Source organism: Streptomyces dysideae (genome assembly GCF_001514305.1).
GTDB classification, from domain to species: domain Bacteria; phylum Actinomycetota; class Actinomycetes; order Streptomycetales; family Streptomycetaceae; genus Streptomyces; species Streptomyces dysideae.
The window spans coordinates 163268-183526 of record NZ_KQ949090.1; the positions used below are offsets into that span (position 1 = coordinate 163268).

Here is a 20259-nt window from a genome sequence, read left to right on the forward strand (position 1 = left end):
TGACCATTTCGTACCCACCGGCGCCCGGTTTGTCACATCTGCTAGCAGATGTGACCCAGCGTTTCGGCATCTTTGACGCGCAGTAACGGTACGCCTGGCAGGCCAAACGCGTACACTACCGCCCTTTCACTCGGAACGCTAAATCCTTTCGGGAACGGGATTCCCCGCGTCGCTGATCGCCCGCCGCACCGGAACCCGTGCGAGCAGCACGAACCCGATGACGAAGAAGGCCACCAGGGAGATGATCGCGTCCCGGTAGCTTCCTGTCAGCTGGTAGGTGATCCCGAACAACAGTGGGCCGAGCCAGCTCATGCCGCGGTCGCTCATCTCGTACGCCGAGAAGTACTCGGCCTCCATGCCGGGCGGGACGAGATGGGAGAACAGGGAGCGGGACAGGGCCTGGCTGCCGCCGAGGACCAGCCCGATGCCGGCCGCCAGGACGAAGAACCAGACCGGCGCGCCCGCCGGCAGGAAGTACCCGGCCGCCAGCGTCACCGTCCAGGCGACCAGCGAACCGAGGATCGTGCGCTTCGCGCCGTAGATCCGGGCCAGCCGCCCCATCCCCAGCGCCCCCGCCACGGCCAGCACCTGGACCAGCAGGACGGCCCCGATGAGCGTCGACTGCTCGAGGCCGAGTTCCTCGGAGCCGTAGATCGAGGCCTGGGAGATCACCGTCTGGATGCCGTCGTTGTAGACGAGGTACGCCAGCAGGAAGGCGAGCGTCAGCGGGTGGCGGCGCATGTCGCGGAGGGTCGCCGCGAGCTGCCGGAACCCGGGGACGGTCGCCTCCTTGCCCGCGGAGATCGCCCGCCGACGGTCGCGCAGCCGCCGTAGCGGAATGAGCGCGAAGGCGCCCCACCACAGGCCCGCCGACGCCAGGCAGATACGGACGGCCATGCTCTCGGAGAGGCCGAAGGAGCCGTGCGCCAGGTAGAGCACCAGGTTCACGACCAGCATCAGCGAGCCTGCCGCGTAGCCGAAGGCCCAGCCCCGGGAGGAGACCGCGTCGCGCTCCTCGGGCGGGGCGATCTGCGGCAGGTAGGAGTTGTAGAGCATCATCGCGACCGACTGGGCCGCGTTCGCGACGATCAGCAGCAGGCCGCCGAGCAGATAGCGGTCGCCGCCGAGGAAGAACATGCCCGTCGTCGCCGCGGCACCGGTGTAGGCGGCGGCCGCCAGCAGGGGCTTCTTGCGGCCGCTGCGGTCGGCGGCGGCGCCCACCAGTGGCATCACCAGCACGGCCACGATCACCGACAGGGACACCGAGTACGCGAAGAACGACCCGGCGCGGACCGGGATCCCCAGGGGATGGACGTATCCGTCCGCATTCGCCGCGTTCTCGGCGACCGACGTCAGATAGGGGCCGAGGAACACGGTGAGCACGCTCGTCGAGTAGACGGAGCACGCCCAGTCGTAGAAGTACCAGCCGCGCTGCTCGCGCCGCCGCCCGGCGGCCTCGTCCGCCGCCTCCGTCCGCACGGTTCCGGTGCCCACCCGTGCCCTCGCTTCCCCGTGAGAGTGCCGCGCGAGGGCGGGGAGCGGACGGGTCAGACCCAGACGCCCCGGTCCTCCATGACCTTGCGCAACGTGTCGATGTGATCGGTCATGATGCCATCGACTCCCAGGTCCAGGAGCCGGTGCATGCGATCGGGATCGTTGATGGTCCACACATGCACCTGCAGCCCGCGCGCGTGGGCGGTCCGTACGAAGCGGTGGTCCACCACCTGGATGCCGGACTGCTCCTCGGGAACCTGGGCGGCGACCGCGGACCGGCGCAGCGCGGCCGGCACGCCCCAGGAGCGCAGCCGCAGATTGAGGACGCCCCGGGTGCCGTACGAGGTCGCCAGGCGTGGCCCGGCCAGCCGCTGGGCGCGCACCACGCGCGCCTCGGAGAAGGAGCCGACGCAGATCCGGTCCCAGGTGTTCGTGCGCTCGACCAGTTCGAGGAAGGGGTGGAGCGCCGGTTCCGCCTTGAGGTCGACGTTCCAGCGCACGCCCGGGAAGGTCTCCAGGAGCTCCTCGAAGAGCGGCACCGGCTCCTTGCCCGCCACGCGCGCGTGCCGTACGTCGGCCCAGGGCAGGTCCGCGATCTGGCCCGCCCCGTCGGTCACCCGGTCCAGGGTCGCGTCGTGGAAGGCGACCGGCTTGCCGTCCCGCGTGGCGTGGACGTCGGTCTCGATGTACCGGTAGCCGAGTTCGACCGCGTGCCGGAACTGCAGCACGGTGTTCTCCAGGCCCTCCGCCGCCCCGCCCCGATGGGCGAAGGCGATCGGACCGGGGTGGTCGAGATAGGGGTGGCGTATCCGCGGGGTGCTCACCGTCGCAGTATCGCCCCACCGGGTTGCCCGGTGGCAACGACCGTGCTGCCGTCGGATGCAGAGGGGACGGCGAACACCCGCAGGAACAGCTGGGCGAGCGGGCCGATCGACACCGCGTAGAGAAGGGTGCCGACGCCGATGGTGCCGCCCAGGGCGAAGCCGGTGACGACGACCGCGATCTCGACGGCGGTCCGCATCAGGCGGACCGAGCGGCCGGTGCGCTGATGCAGACCGGTCATCAGGCCGTCCCGTGGGCCCGGGCCGAAGCGGGCGGCGATGTAGAGGCCGGTCGCCACGCCGTTGAGCAGGATGCCGGCCAGTAGCAGCGGGATCCGCACGGCCAGGGGTTGCGCCTCGGGGACCAGGGCGAGGGTGCCGTCCATGGCGATGCCGACCACGAAGACGTTGGAGACCGTGCCGAGGCCCGGGCGCTGACGGAGCGGGATCCACAGGAGCAGAACCGCCGCGCCGACGATGATGGACACGACACCGATTGTCAGACCGGTGAGTTCGGCGAGGCCCTGATGCAGCACGTTCCAGGGTTCCAGGCCCAGGCCCGCCTCGACGAGGAGGGCAGAGCTGGCTCCGTACAGGGCGAGACCGATGTAGAGCTGGATCAGCCGTCGCCCGAGACGGCTCTTCGTGGGCAAGACGTGCCCCCCTGTGGTGGTAGTGGCCTGGCGCATGCCACCCTGTGGCTTGAGAACAAACATCATCCATGGCCAATTCGGGGAAGGTGGACTGATTTCCATGACGCAGTGGACTTCCGCGATGGGAGCCGCGCAGCTCGCCCGGCTGCTCAACTCCCAGCAGGACCGCCCCGCCGGCCCCGGCACGCGCCGCCCGCCCGCCTATCGCGCGCTGGCCGACGGCATCCGGCTGCTGGTGCTGGAGGGCCGGGTGCCGGTGGCCGCCCGGCTGCCCGCCGAACGCGAACTGGCCCTGGCCCTGTCCGTCAGCCGTACGACGGTGGCGGCGGCGTACGAGGCACTGCGCACCGAAGGGTTCCTGGAGTCCCGGCGCGGGGCCGGAAGCTGGACGGCCGTGCCCGCCGGGAACCCGCTCCCGGCGCGTGGCCTCGAACCGCTGCCGCCCGAGGCGCTCGGCTCGGTGATCGACCTCGGCTGTGCGGCACTGCCCGCACCCGAGCCGTGGCTGACGCGGGCCGTGCAGGGCGCCCTGGAGGAACTGCCGCCGTACGCCCACACCCACGGCGACTATCCGGCCGGGCTGCCCGCGCTGCGCGCGATGATCGCCGAGCGGTACAGCGCGCGCGGGATTCCGACGATGCCCGAGCAGATCATGGTGACCACGGGGGCCATGGGTGCCATAGACGCCATCTGCCATCTCTTCGCGGGCCGCGGAGAGCGCGTCGCCGTGGAGTCGCCGTCGTACGCCAACATCCTTCAGCTGATGCGGGAGGCGGGCGCCCGGCTGGTGCCCGTGGCCATGGCCGAGGGGCTGGCCGGCTGGGACATGGACCGTTGGCGGCAGGTACTGCGGGACGCCGCGCCCCGCATCGCGTACGTCGTCGCCGACTTCCACAACCCGACCGGTGCGCTGGCCGACGACGACCAGCGGCGCCGGCTGGTGGACGCGGCGCGCTCGGCGGGGACGGTGCTGGTCGCGGACGAGACGATGAGCGAGCTGTGGCTGGATCCGGACGTCAAGATGCCGAGGCCGGTGTGCGCCTTCGACGCGGCTGGGTCCACCGTGATCACGGTCGGGTCGGCCAGCAAGGCCTTCTGGGCGGGGATGCGGATCGGGTGGGTGCGGGCGGCGCCGGATGTCATCCGCAGCCTGGTCGCCGCGCGTGCCTACGCCGATCTGGGGACGCCGGTGCTGGAGCAGCTGGCCGTGAACTGGCTGTTCAGCACCGGGGGTTGGGAGCAGGCCGTGGAGGTGCGGCGCGGTCAGGCCCGGGAGAACCGGGACGCGCTGGTCGCTGCGGTGCGGCGGGAGCTGCCCGAGTGGGAGTTCGAAGTACCGAACGGCGGGCTGACGTTGTGGGTTCGGACCGGGGGCTTGTCGGGGTCGCGGCTCGCCGAGGCGGGGGAGCGGGTCGGGGTGCGGGTGCCGTCCGGGCCCCGGTTCGGGGTCGACGGGGCGTTCGAGGGATATGTGCGGTTGCCGTTCACCGTGGGGGGTGCGGTGGCCGAGGAGGCCGCGGTGAGGTTGGCGGCGGCTGCGCGGTTGGTGGAGAGCGGTGTGAGTGGGGGTAGTGAGGCGGCAAGGCCGTTCGTGGCGTAAGACCCGCCCAGCCTGCGGGCAGTCGTGCAGCTGGGGCGGCACCCGTCCCAGAGCGAGGCGGCACCCCGCCGGCGCGGGCGAGCGAACCCACCCGCGCGCCGGCACCCACGCCGGTTCACTATGACGTCTCCGCCACCACAGCCTCGGCAGGCACCGGCTCCGGTTCCTGCTCCGCGTCCGCCGGTGTCGTCCGCCGCGGCAGCAGGTCCAGCACCGCCTGCCGCTGTGCGTCGCTCGTCGCCTCGTCGTACGGGTCCGGGGTCGCCGGGACCTGAAGGCGGAGGACCGGGCCCGTGCCCAGGCGGGCGTAGCCGCGGCCGGGCGGTACGTCGGCGACCGGGGTCGTCTGCGGGGGTCCGCCCAGGATCGCCGCCAGCTGGTCCGCCGTGGCCGGGCCGAGGACGACACGCGCGCGTGTGTACTGGCGTACGGCGTCGCTCAGGGCGTCCGCGCTGTCCCACTGGTCGGCGACGACCACGGTGACGTTCGCGGCGCGGCCGTGCCGGAGCGGGACCTGGAGGAGGGCCTGCGGGTCCTTGCGGCCGTCCGCGGCGGCCAGGGGGACGAAGGCGCTCGGGCGGTCCAGGAGGATCCACAGGGGACGCTTGGTGTCCTCCGGCGGCGGGTGGCCGGCCTGACGGGCCTGGTTGGCGGCGATCAGGCGCCGTTCCGTCTCGGTGGCCGCCCACTCCAGGCTTGCCAGCGCCCCGGCCAGCCCGCACTCGACCGCCAGGACGCCGTCCCGGCCGGTGAGGCAGGCGTACTCGCCGGTGCCGCCGCCCTCCACGATCACCACGTCGCCGTACTGCAGGGCCTGCAGGGTGATGGAGCGCAGCAGCGTCGAGGTGCCGCTGCCCGGCTGGCCCATGGCGAGGAGGTGGGGCTCGGTCGAGCGGATGCCCGTGCGCCAGACCACCGGCGGGACGTCGCGCTGTTCCTCACCGTAGGTGAGAGGGAGCGTGCGCTGGACCTGGGTGGGGTCGGTGAAGCCGAGGACCGTCTCGCCGGGGGCCGTGACGAAACGCTGGGCGGCGATGTCGGTGGGGAGCGGCGCGAGGACGGTGACCGTGAGGTGGTTGCCCTCCTCGTCCCACGCGAAGTGGTACTCGCGGCCCCGGCCCGCCTTCGCGGTGAGCAACTGCTCGATACGGGCGCGGGCCTCGGCCTCGCCGTCGGTGAAGTAGGCGGGGTAGCGGATCGCCAGGCTGGTGATCCGCCCGGAGCCGTCGAAGTCGTACGCCGGGAAGGTCTTCTCCCACTCGCCGCCGTGGGCGTACAGCGGCTCCGGGTCCTCGGCGGCCGAGAAGTACGGCACGAGGGCCTCGTACAGGGACTGCAGGCGCTGCGCCTGGGACTCGTCCGGTCCCTCGGAGGCCGACGGGGTGCGGTCCCGGCCCTGCCAGGCTGCCGCCGCCATCAGTGTGATGACGGCGAGCAGCGGGCCGTACGGAACGAGTGCCACGACCAGGATCACCGAGGCCACCAGGAACAGCAGCGGCCCGCGCTTGTCCTTGGGGGTGTCGGCCCACCTGCGCCGCCCTGCCGCCGCCAGCCGGCGCAGACCGCGGGTGATCGTGATCAGTGGGTGGAGGACGTCGGTGGCGCTGACGGCCGCCGTCCGGGCCAGCTCCCGGCTCCGGGCGATCTGCGCGCTGCCTGTGCTCAGGATGCGGGGGAGGGGGCGCCGGGCCACTGCTGTCTCCTGAAGGTGCGTACGGGTGGGACGGGCGGCGTCAGAACTTGATGCCGCCAAGGAGGCTCGCGAGGCTCTCGCCGCCGGCCTTGATGCTTGGCGCGATGGCTGTGCTCGCGAGATAGAAACCGAACAGGACCGAGATCAGGGCGTGGGACGCCTTGAGCCCGTCTTTGCGGAAGAAGATGAAGACGACGATGCCGAGCAGGACGACGCCTGAGATGGAGAGGATCATGCGAGTGCTCCTGGTTCGCGGGGACAGTCACCATGAGTACTTCCAGGCTCACAGCATGTATCCATACGATAAAAGGTGCAACTGGGTGAAATTCAGTGAATTTCCCCCAGGTGGCGGTGCTGTCCTGGGCCGGTAGAGCAGGGCTGTTGCGCTCGACCGGGTCTGTGGTGATCTTTACCTCGGGCACATCGGGTCATGTGCCGCGCGAGCCAGTACTCTGGCGATTCACCTGAACGGTTGTATGAGAGGCGGTCCGGCCGATGACTGAAGCCCCCGACCCCGAGGTCGTGGAGCTGGCGACCAAGATCTTCGATCTGGCCCGGACGGGGCAGACCGAGGCACTCGTGGCGTACGTCGACGCGGGCGTTCCGGCCGACCTCACCAACGACCGCGGCGACTCGCTCGTGATGCTCGCCGCCTATCACGGCCACGCCGACGCCGTACGGGCGCTGCTGGCCCGGGGCGGCGAGGCCGACCGTGTCAACGACCGAGGACAGACCCCGCTCGCCGGGGCCGTGTTCAAGGGTGAGACAGAAGTGATCCAGGTGCTTCTGGAGGCCGGAGCCGACCCGGCCGCGGGCACCCCGTCGGCCGTCGACACGGCGCGCATGTTCGGCAAGGCAGACCTGCTCGAACTGTTCGGCGCACACTGACCCGGACACACTGACCAGGAAAAACACGGAAAACGGGGGAGGCGGTACAGGGCCGCCGAAATTTCGGTCGCGGCAGATGGAAGAGCCGGGTCATCATGGCGACGTGATTCACGGACGCGATGGCTGGGCAGGTGTTGCCGCACCGCGCGGGCCGTGATGCGGTCCGCATGGGCCACCGACGAGAGGCAGAGGAAGATGGTCTACAGCAAGCAAGAGACGGCGGGCGCCCCGACGTGTTGTCACGCGGCCAGGTAGTGCGTGTTCTCCGGTTGCGTCGACGCTTGATGTGAGGCTGTTTCCCATGTTCGAACCGGTCATAGCGCCCAGCGGTACGCTGCTCGGCCTGCTCCAGCGGGGCCGCGGCGACGGCACACTGCACGCGCTCACCGCCCCGCGCGCCGAGGCGCTCGCGGCCCTGAACCACTGTGTGCTGCGGGACCCCCGCCACGACTGGCAGGTGGAGAACCGCTCCCTTTACTACGCCCGTCTCTACCTCGACCTGAACGGCGAGCTGGACGAGATCGAGGCGCACCTCTTCGACGTCGAGGACGTGTTCGACACCGAGGAGTCGCGCACCGGGCTCGCCCTGGCCGTCCTCGGCCACCTCGCCTCGTACGGCAGGCGGGACGCCCTGGAACTGCTGCGCAGGTACGCCGCCTCGGGCGCCAACTGGGCCTGGGCCCTGGACGAGCTGGCGCTGCGCGACGACGACGCCGGTCTGCGCGCCCTCGCGGCGCCCGTGCTGGCGCGCTTCGCCACCGATCCCGAGGGCGAGGCCGAGCTGGCCGCCGCCGTGCGCGACGCCTTCGAGCCCCGGCCGTGGCGGCTGTGGGCCGACGATCCGCGCGAATCGATCGCCACGCGCGTGCGTGCCGCTCACGAGGCCGGCTGTTTCGACCGCTGGCAGCGGCAGATGCGACCTACCGGGCCCCGTCCGGGGTGGAGCGTGCAGGCCGTCTTCGAGTGGGCCCAGCAGGGCATGGACCGCGGTGCCGCGCTCCATGTGCCCGCCGCCCGCTGCCTCACCGCCGTGGCGGGTCCCGAGGACCGGCCCGAGATTGTCGCGGCGGCCAAGGACGGCACCGACGGCGCCCGCTGTACGGCCTTGCGCTACCTCGCCGACGGCAATGATCCCGACGCTCTCGGCCTGATCGAGGCGGCCGTGATCACCGGCTCACCGACTGTCGTGGAAGCCGCCGTCGACGCCTTCGAACGCATGCGCAGTATCGCCGCCGTCGACCGCGCGCGCGGCTGGGCCCACCGGCCCGATCCGCTCGGCGCCGCCGCCGGACGCATGCTCGCCTGCCGCGGCGGAGCCCAGGACAGCGACCTCGTCCTGACGGCGCTGCGGGAGGCCGTACGGGGCGAAGGCCCCGACGCGCCGACCCTGTGGACGCTCGTCGACGGCACCGGACGGCTCGGCATCGCCTGCGCCGCCCCCGTGCTCCGCCATATCTACCGCGAGACGGCCTCGTCCCATCTGCGCGGCCGCACCGCCCGCGCCCTCGCCGCCACCGACCCCTCCTTCCCGTCCGGCTTCGCCGTCGAGTGCCTCTGGGACTGCGAGGAGACCACCCGGGAGATCGCCGCCCGGCACGCCGAGACCGGTGACAACCGTGTCGTCGAGCGACTGCGCCGCCTCGCCGCCGACCCCGCGGAAGAGGCTGAAGTCCAGACAGCCGTACGGAGCCGATTCGGCCCTGACACGCCCGCAGGGTGAACACGGGATGACCCGCGGGTCAGGCACGCATGGACGTGGCCTGACCTGCTCGGGTGCGCAGCGGAACGCTCATGGGACGTTCCACGTTCGGAAAGATCCACGTTGACGCGGCCACGTCCAGTGCGGCGAGAACACCGGTATGCGTGTCGTCATCGTGACCGAATCCTTTCCCCCCGATGTGAACGGCGTGGCCCACTGCGCGCTCCAGACCGCCCGGCACCTCGTAGATCGCGGTCACTCTCCGCTCGTCGTCGCACCGGCCACCGCCGCCGGTACCGGGCCCGGGGCCGATGCCCTGGCGCCGTGCCCCGTCGTCCGCGTTCCCTCCCTACCGCTCCCGGGCTACCCCCAGGTCCGGGTCGCCCTCCCCAGCCGGCGTGTCGCCGTGGCCATCACCGAGCACCGCGCCGACCTCGTCCACCTGGCCAGCCCCTTCGTCCTGGGCGTCCGTGGCATGGCCGCGGCCGCCCGGCTCGGCAAACCCGCCGTCGCCGTATACCAGACCGACCTCGCCGGATACGCCCGTACCTATGTGCACGCGGGTGAGGCCGCCGCCTGGCGGCGCATCCGCTCCGTCCACGCCGCCGCCGACATCACCCTCGCCCCGTCCAGCGCCGCCCTGCACGACCTGGAGGCGCACGGTGTGCCCCGGGTACGGCTCTGGGCACGAGGCGTGGACACCGCCCGGTTCCGGCCCGAGCACCGGGACGAGGCGTTGCGCCGCGAACTCGCCCCGAACGGCGAGCTGATCGTCGGCTACGTCGGCCGGCTCGCCCCGGAGAAGCAGGTGGAGCTGCTGTCCGGTGTCTGCGCCCTGCCCGGCGTGCGCGTCGTGGTCGTCGGCGACGGGCCGAGTCAGCCCGGTCTGGCCGAGGCGCTGCCCGGCGCGGTCTTCCTGGGCCGCCGTACCGGCGACGAACTCGCCCGGATCTTCGCCTCGCTGGACGTCTTCGCGCACACCGGCCCCTTCGAGACCTTCTGCCAGACCGTGCAGGAGGCCATGGCCAGCGGCGTCCCCGTGGTCGCGCCCGCCGTGGGCGGCCCGCTCGACCTGGTCGCCCACGGACGCACCGGCCTGCTGGTCCCGCCGGGCGACGTGGCCTCCGTACGGGACGCGGTGCGGTCCCTGGCCGCCGATCCCGCGCTGCGGGCGGCGTTCGGCGCCGCCGGGCGCGCGATGGTCGAGGGGCGCACCTGGGCGTCCGTCGGCGACCAGCTGATCGGGCACTACGCCGAGGTGCTGGCCACACGGAAGACGGCGGTGGCGGCATGAGCGCGCTGCGGATCGTACGGCTCGCCAACTTCGTCGCGCCCGCCTCGGGCGGCCTGCGCACCGCGCTGCGCGAGCTCGGCAAGGGATTCAAGGCGGCGGGGCACGAGCCGGTGCTCATCGTGCCGGGCGAGCGGGGCAGTGACCGGGAGACCGAGCAGGGGCGGGTGATCACGCTCCCCGGGCCGCTGCTGCCCGGCACGGGCGGGTACCGCGTCCTCGCCGACAAGTGGCGGGTGGCCCGGCTTCTGGAGGAGCTGGCGCCCGACCGGCTGGAGGTCTCCGACCGTACGACGCTCAGGTGGACCGGCAAGTGGGCGCGACGCGCGCGTGTGCCCGCCGTGATGGTCTCCCACGAGACCGCCGACGGTGTGCTGCGCACCTGGGGACTGCCGGAGGGGGCGGCCCGGCGCGCCGCGGACGCCCTCAACGTCCGTACGGCACACACGTACGCGCGCGTGGTGTGCACCACCGAGTTCGCCGAGCGGGAGTTCGTGCGGATCGGGGCGCGCAATGTCGTACGGGCGCCCCTCGGTGTCGACCTGGTCGAGCGGCACCCCTCGCTGCGTGACCCCGGTCTGCGCGCCGGCCACGCGCGCGTGGCCGAGACGCTGCTGGTGATGTGCACCCGGCTGTCCGTCGAGAAACGGCCCGGCACCGGCCTCGACGCCCTGGAGGCGCTGCTGCGGCGCGGGCGGCGGGCGGTGCTGGTGGTCGCCGGGGACGGCCCGCTGCGGCCGCGGCTCGAACAGCGGGCGCGGGAGCGCGGGTTGCCGGTGACCTTCCTCGGGCACGTCGCCGACCGGGGGCTGCTCGGCGCGCTCCAGGCCTCCGCCGACGTGTGCCTGGCACCGGGGCCCGCGGAGACGTTCGGGCTGGCCGCGCTGGAGGCGATGGCGTGCGGGACGCCGGTGGCGGTGAGCACGTCGTCCGCGCTGCCCGAGGTGATCGGGTCCGCCGGGGCCGTCGCGGCGGATCATGGCGAGGCCTTCGCGGACGCCGTGGACATGCTGCTCCAACGCCCCGAGGTGGAGCGGCGTGAGGCCGCACGCGCGCGTGCGGAGTGCTTCGGGTGGGGTACGGCCGTGGAGGCGTTCCTCACGGCGCACGACGCGGAGGTTCCCGTACGGCGCTTCGTCCGTGGGGGCGCGGCATGAGACCCCTGCGGTTCGTCGCCCTCGGCGACTCGCTGACCGAGGGCGTGGGTGACCCCGTCGGCGACGGGTGGCGCGGCTGGGCCGCGCTGCTCGCCGGCGGGCTCGGCGAGGGGCCCGCGGAGTCCGTGGAGTTCACGAACCTCGCGGTGAGCGGGTCGCAGACGCGGGACGTGCTGGAACGGCAACTGCCCGCCGGGCTCGCCCTGCGGCCGGACGTCGTGTCGGTCGTCATCGGCGTCAACGACACCCTGCGCTGCACCTTCGACATCCACGCCGTGGCCGCCCGGCTCGACAAGGTGTACGCGGCCTTCACCGAGCAGGGCGCGGTCCTGCTCACGGCATGCCTGCCCGATCCCGGCGCGATGCTCGGCCTGCCGGGGGCGCTGGCGCGACCGCTGGCGCGTCGGCAGCGGGCGGTCAACGCCGTGGTCCACGCCCTCTCCGACCGGTACGGTGCCGTGCACCTGCACGCGTCCGAGGGCGCGTGGCTCACCGACCGCGCGATGTGGAGCGCGGACCGGCTGCACCCCGGGGAGCGCGGGCACCGGCAGCTGGCGGTGCGCTTCCACGCCCTGCTGGCCCAGGCGGGCATCCCGACGGGCGTGGCGCCCACGGCCGAGCCCGAGTTCCCCGCCCCCACCAAGTCGGCGAGCCTGTGGTGGCTGGCGACCGCGGGCACCGGCTGGGTGACCCGGCGGTGCACCGATCTGTTGCCTCAGTTGCTGAGGCTTGCCGCCGATGAGGTGAGGCATCAGGCGCGGGGGACCAGCGCGCGGCTTGATGCGCGGGCGTCGGCTGCGGTTTCGGCGGCGCTGGCCACGGTGTCCGTGCCAGAGCGAAGGCCGGAAGCGGCGTGAGTGCCCCACTGGGGCCAGTGGGGCACTGCGGGCCGGTGGGGGCTGGTCGCGCAGTTCCCCGCGCCCCTTAGGTCGGTTGTCGTCTTCGCACCTTCACGAAGCGGACCGGCGTGCCCGGTACCGCCTGGGCCGCTGCAGGGAGATCGGCCCCACGGACTACCGCGATCACCGGGTAGCCCCCGGTGGTCGGGTGGTCGGCCAGGAAGACCACCGGCCTGCCGTCGGGCGGCACCTGCACCGCGCCCAGCACCATGCCCTCGCTGGCCAGCTCGCCGGTACGGGCCCGCTCCAGGGCGGGCCCCTCCGTGCGCAGCCCGATGCGGTTGCTCGCGGCGGACACGCGGTACGCGCGTGAGGTGAACGCCGTTACGGCGTCCGGCGTGAACCAGCCGTCGCGCGGGCCGAGCGTCACGCGCAGGACGAGCTCGGCCGGGGGCGCCGGCTGCGGGGCGACGTCCACGCGTGCGTGGAGCTCCGTCGGACGTCCCAGGGGCAGCACCGCGTCGTCCGTGAGCGGTGGCGGGCCGAGTCCGGACAGGAGGTCGGTGGAACGGCTGCCGAGGACCGGCTCGACGATGATGCCTCCGGAGACGGCAACATAGCTGCGTACGCCGGACATGGCCGCACCGACGTCCAGGAGCGACCCGGCGGGCACCCGCACCGGCGCGCCCCACGCGACCGGACGTCCGTCCACGGTGACACGGCAGGGGGCGCCCCCGACCGCCACCGTGACCGTCGAACGCGGCCGTACGGCACATCCCGTGAGCGTGGTCTCCAGGACGGCGGCCTCGGGCGGATTGCCGACCAGCCGGTTGACCAGCGCCGCCGCGGGCCCGTCCAGCGCGCCGGAGCGGGGCACGCCGAGGTGGGCGTGGCCGGGGCGGCCGCGGTCCTGCACGGTGGTGAGCGCCCCGGCTCGTACGACGGAGAGCGCGCGGTCCGTCATGAGCGCCCCAGGGGAACGAAGCGCACGCGCGTGCCCGGCGCCAGCAGCGCGGCCGGCACGCGCGCGTGGTCCCACAGCACGGTGTCCGTCGTACCGATCAACTGCCAGCCGCCCGGCGACGATCGCGGGTACACGCCCGTGTACGGGCCCGCCAGCGCCACGGCACCGGCCGGCACGGCGGTGCGCGGGGTGGCCCGGCGCGGGACGTCGTAGCGCTCCGGCAGGCCGGTGAGGTAGCCGAAGCCGGGGGCGAACCCGCAGAAGGCGACGGTGAACTCGCTGTTCGTGTGGATATGGGCCACCTCGTGCGCCGGGACGCCCCAGTGCGCGGCGACGTCGGCCAGGTCCGGGCCGTCGTAGCGCACCGGAAGCTCGACGACCGCACGCGCGCGTGCGGGAACGGACGGCACCTCGGCGGCGGTCAGCTCGGCGGCCAGCCGGGCCGGGTCGGCGAGGCCGTCGAGGAGGACCGTGCGGGCCGCGGGGACGATCTCGCCGACCGACAGCGAGCCCTCGGTGCGGCGCCGCAGCAGCTCGGCGTGCAACGCCTGGGCCTCCTCGCCGGAGGCCACCTCGACGAGCAGGGCGTCGTCCCCGACGGGCAGCGCCCTCATCCGAAGGCCTTCACCCGGACGCCCGACCGCTCCAGGTGCGCCCGCACCCGGCGGGCCAGGTCGACCGCGCCGGGGGTGTCGCCGTGCAGGCACAGGGAACGCGCGCGTACCTCCACGGGCGTCCCGGAGCGGGAGGTGACCACGCCGTCGCGGGCCAGGCCCACCGAGCGCGCCACGACGGCCTGCGCGTCGGTGACCACGGCACCGTCCTGGCCGCGCGGCACGAGCGTGCCCTCATCGGTGTACGCGCGGTCCGCGAACGCCTCCGTGACGGCCGGAAGCCCCGCCTTTCCGGCCAGCTCCAGCAGGCGCGAGCCGGGCAGGCCGAGCACCGGCAGCGTGGCGTCCGCGAGGAGCACACCGTCCACGACGGCGCCGGCCTGCTCCTCGTCGTGCACGACGCGGTTGTAGAGCGCGCCGTGCGGCTTGACGTACGACACGCGCGTGCCCGCCGCACGCGCGAAGACCTCCAGGGCGCCGATCTGGTACGCCACTTCGGCCGCCAGCTCGGCGGGCGGCACGTCCATCGCGCGCCGCCCGAATCCCGCCAGGTCCCGGTAGGAGACCTGGGCGCCGATCCGTACGCCGCGCTCGGCCGCCAGCTCGCACACCCGCCGCATGGTGGCCGCGTCCCCGGCGTGGAAGCCGCAGGCCACGTTGGCGCTGCTGACGACGGACAGCAGCTGTTCGTCGTCGGTGAGCTGCCAGCGGCCGAAGCCCTCGCCGAGGTCGGCGTTCAGATCGATCGAGGTCATGGATGTCTCGTGTCTCCTTTCAGGCGACTTTCCGGTGGCTCTCAGGCCACGCGGTACTGCTCGTCACGGGCGTCGGCGAGGAACATCTGGCCCGGTGCGTGGGTGAGGGCGAACGGCGGGCGCGAGGCCATCACCGCGGCCTGTGGGGTCACTCCGCAGGCCCAGAACACCGGGATGTCGTCCGGTTCGGCGGCCACCGGGTCGCCGAAGTCGGGGCGGCCCAGGTCGGCGATGCCCAGCCCCGAGGGGTCGCCGCAGTGCACGGGGCTGCCGTGCACCGCCGGGAGCAGGCTGCTCTCCCGTAGCGCCGCCGCCAGGTGCTCCGGCGGCACCGGGCGCATGGACACGACCATGGGGCCGTGCAGCCGGCCTGCCGGACGGCACTGGCGGTCGGTGACGTACATCGGGACGTTGCGGCCCTGTTCGACATGGCGGATCGGGACGCCCGCCCCGGCCAGCGCCCATTCGAAAGTGAAGCTGCAGCCGATCAGGAACGACACCAGGTCGTCCCGCCAGTACGCGCGCACGTCGGTCGGCTCGTCCACCAGCTCGCCGTCCTGCCACAGCCGGTAGCGCGGCAGATCGGTCCGCAGGTCGGCGTCGTCCGCGAGGGCCGTCGTCCAGGCGCCGGCGTCCGTGACGTCGAGGACCGGGCAGGGCTTGGGGTTACGGGTGCAGAACAGCAGCATGTCGTACGCCCAGTCGGCGGGCACCGAGATCAGGTTGACCTGGGTGTGGCCCGCCGCGACCCCGGCGGTGGGGCCGGTCAGGCCCGCGCGGAAGCGGAGCCGGGCGTCTTTCGGGCTCCACGCGTGCGCGTGCTCGTCGACGAGGGCCAGCGGGCTGTCCTCCGTGCGGTTCACACGAGCTCCTTCCCGCGCGTCTCCGGCAGCCCCAGCAGCGCCAGCGCCGCGAGCGCGTAACCGATCGCCCCGAAGACCAGCGCGCCGCCCACACCCCAGCTGTCGGCGAGGAAGCCGACCGTCGTCGGGAAGACGGCACCCACCGCGCGGCCGGTGTTGTACGTGAAGCCCTGACCGGTGCCGCGCACCGCCGTCGGGTACAGCTCGCTCAGGAACGACCCGAAGCCGCTGAAGATCGCCGACATGCAGAACCCGAGCGGGAAACCGAGCACCAGGAGCAGGGTGTTGGCACCGCTCGGGATGTTCGCGTACGCCAGGATGCAGACCGCCGAGAGCAGCGCGAACAGCCAGATGTTGCGGCGCCGGCCCAGTAGGTCGGTGAGGTAGCCGCCGGTCAGATAGCCGAGGAAGGCGCCGGAGATCAGGAAGGTCAGATAGCCGCCGGTGCCGACGACCGACAGTCCGCGCTCGGTCTTCAGATAGGTCGGCACCCAGGTGGCGAGGGTGTAGTAGCCGCCCTGGACGCCGGTGGAGAGCAACACCGCGAAGACCGTGGTGCGCAGCATGCCGGGCTTGAAGATCGCCGTGAACGAGCCCCGCTCGGAGCTCTGCTCGCGTACCGCGACCGCCTGGGGGGCGTCGTGCACCCGGCGCCGCATCCACACGACGAGCAGCGCGGGCAGCGCGCCGGTCCAGAACATGATGCGCCAGGCCAGGTCCTCGTCGGCGAACGAGAAGACCAGCGTGTACGTGATCGCGGCGAGCGCCCAGCCCACGGCCCAGGAGCTCTGGATCGCGCCGAGGGTGCGGCCCCGGTGCTTGGCGCTGGCGTACTCGGCGACCAGGATCGCGCCGACCGCCCACTCGCCGCCGAAACCGAGGCCCTGGAGGGCTCGGAAGACCAGCAGGGTCTCGTAGTTGGGCGCGAAGCCGCAGGCGACGGTGAAGACCGCGTAGGTGATCACCGTGATCATCAGCGCCTTCACCCGGCCGATCCGGTCGGCCACCACCCCCGCGAGGGCGCCGCCGACCGCGGAGACCACCAGGGTGACGGTCGTGAAGAGGCCGGTCTGACCGCTGTCCAGGCTGAAGTAGGCGGCCAGCGCGACCATGCTCAGCGGCAGCGTGAAGTAGTCGTAGGAGTCCAGGGCATAGCCGCCGAACGCGCCGGCGAAGGCGCGGCGGCCGCGCGGACCGAGAGCGCGCAGCCAGCCCAACGGGCCGTCGTCGTCGGGGTGTCCGGTGGGAGCGGGGTGGGGGTCGGTCAGTGCCTGTGGCGGAGGGGGCGTGCTCATGTGCACCTCGCAGTGGGAGGACGGAGGGTGCTTGAGGACTGAGCCGTGCGGGTTCGTAGCACCGTAGAGGATCGTTCAACGATCCCTCAATACCCATGTTGTTTCGTTCTTGTAATCTGCGATTGAATTCCGGCATGGCAGAGCAGCTGACCTCACTCGCCGAGGACCGTGCACTCCTGGGCCGCACCAGCACCGCGGAGCGGGTCTCGGACATCCTCAGGAGCCGCATCGCCGAGGGGTTCTTCCCACCCGGCACACGGCTGTCGGAGGACAGCATCGGCGGCGCGCTCGGCGTCTCCCGCAACACACTGCGCGAGGCGTTCCGGCTGCTCACCCATGAGCGCCTGCTCGTGCACGAGTTGAACCGGGGCGTGTTCGTCCGGGTCCTGACCGTCGAGGACGTCGAGGACATCTACCGCACCCGCGGCCTCGTCGAGTGCGCCGTCGTCCGGGGGCTGGGCGAGCCGCCGTACGGCCTCGACGGGCTCGGCGAAGCCGTCGAGGAGGGACAGCGGGCGGCCCAGGAAAGTGACTGGAAAAGCGTGGGCACGGCCAACATCCACTTCCACCGGGAACTGGTCGCGCTCGCCCGCAGCGAACGCACCGACGAGCTGATGCGCAGCGTCTTCGCCGAACTGCGCCTCGCCTTCCACGTCGTGGACGACCCGCGGCGGCTGCACGAGCCCTACCTCGCGCGCAACCTGCAGATCCTCGACGCCCTGCGGGCCGGGGACCGACGCGAGGCCGAGAACCTGCTCGCCGTCTATCTCGACGACTCGCTCACGCGGGTCGTGGAGGTCTACCGGCGGCGCGTGGGCGAGGACGGCTAGTGCCCCGGCAGGCAACGTTCGCCCGTTAAGGAGCGGCGTCCGGTGCGTGCTCTCGGCGTGCCGGGTACAAGCCCTCGTACTGGACGTACCTGGGTTTGTGCCCGATGCGGCGAGTGGGGGCACCTCCCACGCCCTTAAGGCAGTGGAGGAGCGTGCCGGGCGTCGCGACGGGGCGAATGTTGCCTGTTGGGGCACTAGCGAGCCGCCCCGGGTCCTGTCGCGCTGCTGTGACGGCAGTCGCTTCTGCGTCGTTTGGGTCGTTGTCAGACCGAGGACCTAGTCTGTGCACCGTGACTTCGCCTGCACCGACGGACAGTGTTCCGCCCCAGCTCAGCGCGGGGCCGCGCCCCGCACCGGGCCCGGCCGCCGACGAGGGACTGGCGCGGCGGCTGCGCGCGCTCGCCTGCACCGCCCCGCTGCACGACCTCGACGCGCGCAAGGCCAACCTCGCGGGCGAGTACTCGGTCTACGGCATGGCGGAGGTGGCCCTCGCCGCCATTGACCTGGTCACCCTGAACATGGACTTCGACACCGGCGCCGACCACGACCAGATCGTCGCCCGGCTCATCCCGCGCATCGCCGCCCAGGCCCCGCGGCGGCCCGTCGCCGAGCACGAGCGCGTGGCCCGCTGGGTCCTGGAGAACCTGATCAACGTCGGCAGCGTGGACCGCGGCTTCCGGGCGGTGTACGGCACGTTCGCGACGGACGGCAGCTACGTCCGGCGCGACTACGACTTCAAGCTGATCGAGGAGGTACCGGGCCCCGGCGGCACGGTCTACCTCCGTACGACGGACGAGGCGGTCAACGTCCTCGTCGGCGCCCTCGACACCGACGTCACCAGCGCGCAGATCGCCGCCGAGGTCAAGCTGGAGGTGCTGATCAGCCGCGGCCGCCTCGCCGACGCCCAGCTTGCGGCCGAGCAGGCCCGGTACCGAACCGTGCAGTACTCGGAGACGCTCCGCAGGGCGCTGGACGCGACGCGGCGCAATGTCCGCGCCGTGGACTGGCTGAGCGCCGTTCCGGACATGATCGCGGAAGCGCTCGACCACGTGGCGGACCGGTACCGCCACGAGAACGCGATCCTCACCAACATCCGCAAGGCGCGCGACGAGTCCGAGGACCCGGAGCACAAGCGCCGCGGGGCCGAGCTCGTCGACATCGTCAAGGACTGCATCCGACGGCACACACAGCTGCAGTCGCGCCTGCTGGAGGCCGGCCCGCTCTTCCGCGCCGAGCAGGACCGGCAGGCCTTCGCGACGCCCATGACGACGTCGGGGATTGATCTGTACGGGCATCTGGTGGCGCCTCTTCTGCCGCTGCCCCTGGAGCAGGCGGTCCGGGTCACCGACGCGTTCTTCGCGCGCGGGACCGGGTTGCGTACGCCGGTGTCGGTGCGTGTGGGCGACCTCGTCGACATACTGCTGACGCCGCCGGTCGAGCGGGAGCACCTGGGCGCGGAAATGCCCGAGCCGGATCTCATCGCGACGCCGGACGACAGCCGGTTCAGCGAGGAACAGCTGGCCTCGGCCATGGAACTGCTCGACCTGCCGGCGGACGCGCCGCGGCGGCTGTCCGGGCTGCTGGCGGAGGCGCGGCGGCGGGATCCCGATCTGCCGTATCTGGTGGCGCTGTTGGCGGTGCACGCGGCCAGTCCGCCGGTCGGTACGGCCTATCGGCAGGGCGAGGAGAAGCTGCTGTTCGCCGTGGACGACGGGACCGAGCTGGACGATCCCGAGTTCGGCGGGGCCGACCTCATCGTCGGTACGGCCCTGCTGGATGCGGCGGGAATGGCGGCGGACAGGACGGAAGCGGCATGACCCGGGCCGAGAACCGTACGTACGAGCAACTGCGCAGCAAGGAGCCGAAACCGTGACCGAGCACGTCGATCGGAGTGAGCCGGAGGCTGCCGCCGTACCGGTGACCGCCGCCGTCACTCCCGCCGACGCCGCCGACGCGGCGCGGCTCGTCGCCTTCGGGCTGCAGCCCAAGCTGCAGCCCGCGCGCGACCAGGAGTACACGGAGCTGCTGCGCCGCTACCGCGAGGACCCGCCCTTCGCGCGGCTCGCGGACGCCGTGGCCGCCGGGCTCGGGCTCGTCGTCCTGGAGGTGTCCCCCCGCGCGGGGATGGCGGTGACCGCCGCCGAGGACTCGGTGTTCGCCGTGCGGATGGGCGACTACGCGCGCCGGACGTCGGCCGACGGCGGGGACCGGTTCCTGCACGGGCTGGCGCATCTCGCCGTCGCCGCCATGGCGTTCCCGCGCCCCGAGGACCTCGCCGACGACGGCTATATCGGGCGGGTCACGGTCAACGGCGTCGACGCCTTCGTCCGGCAGGCATGCCGACGCCTGGAGGAGCGTGCCGAGGAGCAGGGCGAGAACACCGACCCGGCCAGCGACGCGCCCGGTCTGGAGGCCGCCTGGCGGATCTGGGCGAGACGCACCGCGACCGGCGCCACCAAGGACGCCCGCAGACTCGCCGGTTCGACGACGGGCATCGTCGGCAAGGCCGTCGCGTTCCTCACCGACTCCGGGTTCCTGCAGCGGACGGGGGACGACCACGGCGGTACGTACCGCACGACGGCCCGCTATCAGCTCCAGGTCCGGGACATGGCGGGCAGCGCCGCGATGGCCGAGCTGCTGGAGCTGGGCGTCGTCCCGGTCACCGACGGCACGCCGACGCTGCTGCCCGCCGAGGACACCGACGACCTGCAGCTGGTGGCCGACGCGGGGCTGCCGTTCCACTCCGCCTGAGCCGCCGGACCTCCCGGCCGTCCTGAACTTCCCCGACCTGACGAAGACTTAC

19 protein-coding genes are annotated in these 20259 nt (G+C 72.7%); 9 read left to right on the top strand and 10 right to left on the bottom strand.

The window, feature by feature from the left end; genetic code table 11:
• Positions 1-138: 138 nt before the first annotated feature.
• Genes AQJ91_RS24655 through yczE form a run of 3 tightly spaced genes read right to left on the bottom strand, consistent with a single transcriptional unit; the run spans position 139 to position 3004 of the window.
• Positions 139-1494: an MFS transporter gene (locus AQJ91_RS24655; RefSeq protein ID WP_067025797.1), complete on the bottom strand. Its 1356-nt coding sequence runs from the start codon at positions 1492-1494 to the stop codon at positions 139-141.
• A gap of 53 nt (positions 1495-1547) precedes the next feature.
• Positions 1548-2318 carry a glycerophosphodiester phosphodiesterase family protein gene (locus tag AQJ91_RS24660; RefSeq protein WP_067025799.1) on the bottom strand — a complete coding sequence of 257 codons (771 nt, stop codon included), beginning with the start codon at positions 2316-2318 and terminating at the stop codon, positions 1548-1550.
• Complete coding sequence (yczE, locus tag AQJ91_RS24665) at positions 2315-3004, bottom strand: membrane protein YczE (RefSeq protein ID WP_199848017.1); 690 nt, start codon at positions 3002-3004, stop codon at positions 2315-2317. Before yczE ends, AQJ91_RS24660 begins: the two co-directional genes overlap by 4 nt.
• A gap of 64 nt (positions 3005-3068) precedes the next feature.
• Here yczE and AQJ91_RS24670 point away from each other — a divergent pair, with 64 nt between their 5' ends.
• A complete protein-coding gene (locus AQJ91_RS24670; RefSeq protein ID WP_067025801.1) occupies positions 3069-4568 on the top strand; it encodes an SCO1417 family PLP biosynthesis transcription factor in 1500 nt (499 codons plus the stop codon).
• 118 nt (positions 4569-4686) lie between these two features.
• On the opposite strand, the gene AQJ91_RS24675 is transcribed toward AQJ91_RS24670, so the two are convergent.
• Positions 4687-6261 (bottom strand): hypothetical protein, encoded by a 1575-nt coding sequence (locus AQJ91_RS24675; RefSeq protein ID WP_067025803.1) that lies wholly within the window; start codon positions 6259-6261, stop codon positions 4687-4689.
• Positions 6262-6301: 40 nt separating this feature from the next.
• A complete protein-coding gene (locus AQJ91_RS24680; protein WP_067025805.1) occupies positions 6302-6496 on the bottom strand; it encodes a hypothetical protein in 195 nt (64 codons plus the stop codon).
• Positions 6497-6756: 260 nt separating this feature from the next.
• Between AQJ91_RS24680 and AQJ91_RS24685 the strand changes: the two genes are divergently transcribed.
• From AQJ91_RS24685 to AQJ91_RS24705, 5 genes are all read left to right on the top strand, one after another.
• On the top strand, positions 6757-7149 hold the full coding sequence (locus AQJ91_RS24685; protein WP_067025807.1) for an ankyrin repeat domain-containing protein: 393 nt from the start codon (positions 6757-6759) through the stop codon (positions 7147-7149).
• A gap of 301 nt (positions 7150-7450) precedes the next feature.
• Positions 7451-8869: a HEAT repeat domain-containing protein gene (locus AQJ91_RS24690; RefSeq protein WP_067025809.1), complete on the top strand. Its 1419-nt coding sequence runs from the start codon at positions 7451-7453 to the stop codon at positions 8867-8869.
• Between the two features lie 139 nt (positions 8870-9008).
• Entirely contained in the window at positions 9009-10142 is a 1134-nt protein-coding gene (locus AQJ91_RS24695; protein ID WP_067025811.1) for a glycosyltransferase family 4 protein, read from the top strand.
• Complete coding sequence (locus AQJ91_RS24700; protein WP_067025813.1) at positions 10139-11296, top strand: glycosyltransferase; 1158 nt, start codon at positions 10139-10141, stop codon at positions 11294-11296. Before AQJ91_RS24695 ends, AQJ91_RS24700 begins: the two co-directional genes overlap by 4 nt.
• Positions 11293-12153, top strand: coding sequence for an SGNH/GDSL hydrolase family protein (locus AQJ91_RS24705; RefSeq protein ID WP_067025815.1), 861 nt, complete (start codon positions 11293-11295; stop codon positions 12151-12153). Before AQJ91_RS24700 ends, AQJ91_RS24705 begins: the two co-directional genes overlap by 4 nt.
• 67 nt (positions 12154-12220) lie before the next feature.
• On the opposite strand, the gene AQJ91_RS24710 is transcribed toward AQJ91_RS24705, so the two are convergent.
• From AQJ91_RS24710 to AQJ91_RS24730, 5 genes are read right to left on the bottom strand one after another with little or no spacing between them, the layout of a single operon-like run.
• Positions 12221-13099, bottom strand: coding sequence for a 5-oxoprolinase subunit C family protein (locus AQJ91_RS24710; RefSeq protein WP_067025817.1), 879 nt, complete (start codon positions 13097-13099; stop codon positions 12221-12223).
• Positions 13096-13713 (bottom strand): 5-oxoprolinase subunit PxpB, encoded by a 618-nt coding sequence (gene pxpB / locus AQJ91_RS24715; protein WP_067025819.1) that lies wholly within the window; start codon positions 13711-13713, stop codon positions 13096-13098. The genes AQJ91_RS24710 and pxpB overlap by 4 nt, the downstream gene beginning before the upstream one ends.
• Positions 13710-14468, bottom strand: coding sequence for a LamB/YcsF family protein (locus AQJ91_RS24720; protein ID WP_067025821.1), 759 nt, complete (start codon positions 14466-14468; stop codon positions 13710-13712). The genes pxpB and AQJ91_RS24720 overlap by 4 nt, the downstream gene beginning before the upstream one ends.
• Positions 14469-14509: 41 nt before the next feature.
• Positions 14510-15331 (bottom strand): putative hydro-lyase, encoded by an 822-nt coding sequence (locus AQJ91_RS24725; protein WP_067025823.1) that lies wholly within the window; start codon positions 15329-15331, stop codon positions 14510-14512.
• Complete coding sequence (locus AQJ91_RS24730; protein WP_067025825.1) at positions 15328-16626, bottom strand: MFS transporter; 1299 nt, start codon at positions 16624-16626, stop codon at positions 15328-15330. Before AQJ91_RS24730 ends, AQJ91_RS24725 begins: the two co-directional genes overlap by 4 nt.
• A gap of 134 nt (positions 16627-16760) precedes the next feature.
• Here AQJ91_RS24730 and AQJ91_RS24735 point away from each other — a divergent pair, with 134 nt between their 5' ends.
• The 3 genes from AQJ91_RS24735 to AQJ91_RS24745 all read left to right on the top strand — a co-directional run bounded on the left by AQJ91_RS24735 (position 16761) and on the right by AQJ91_RS24745 (position 20207).
• Positions 16761-17456, top strand: coding sequence for a GntR family transcriptional regulator (locus AQJ91_RS24735; protein WP_067025827.1), 696 nt, complete (start codon positions 16761-16763; stop codon positions 17454-17456).
• A gap of 290 nt (positions 17457-17746) precedes the next feature.
• A complete protein-coding gene (locus AQJ91_RS24740; RefSeq protein WP_067025829.1) occupies positions 17747-19273 on the top strand; it encodes a hypothetical protein in 1527 nt (508 codons plus the stop codon).
• A gap of 52 nt (positions 19274-19325) precedes the next feature.
• Positions 19326-20207, top strand: a complete 882-nt coding sequence (locus tag AQJ91_RS24745; protein ID WP_067025831.1) for a hypothetical protein — start codon at positions 19326-19328, stop codon at positions 20205-20207.
• Positions 20208-20259: the final 52 nt, after the last annotated feature.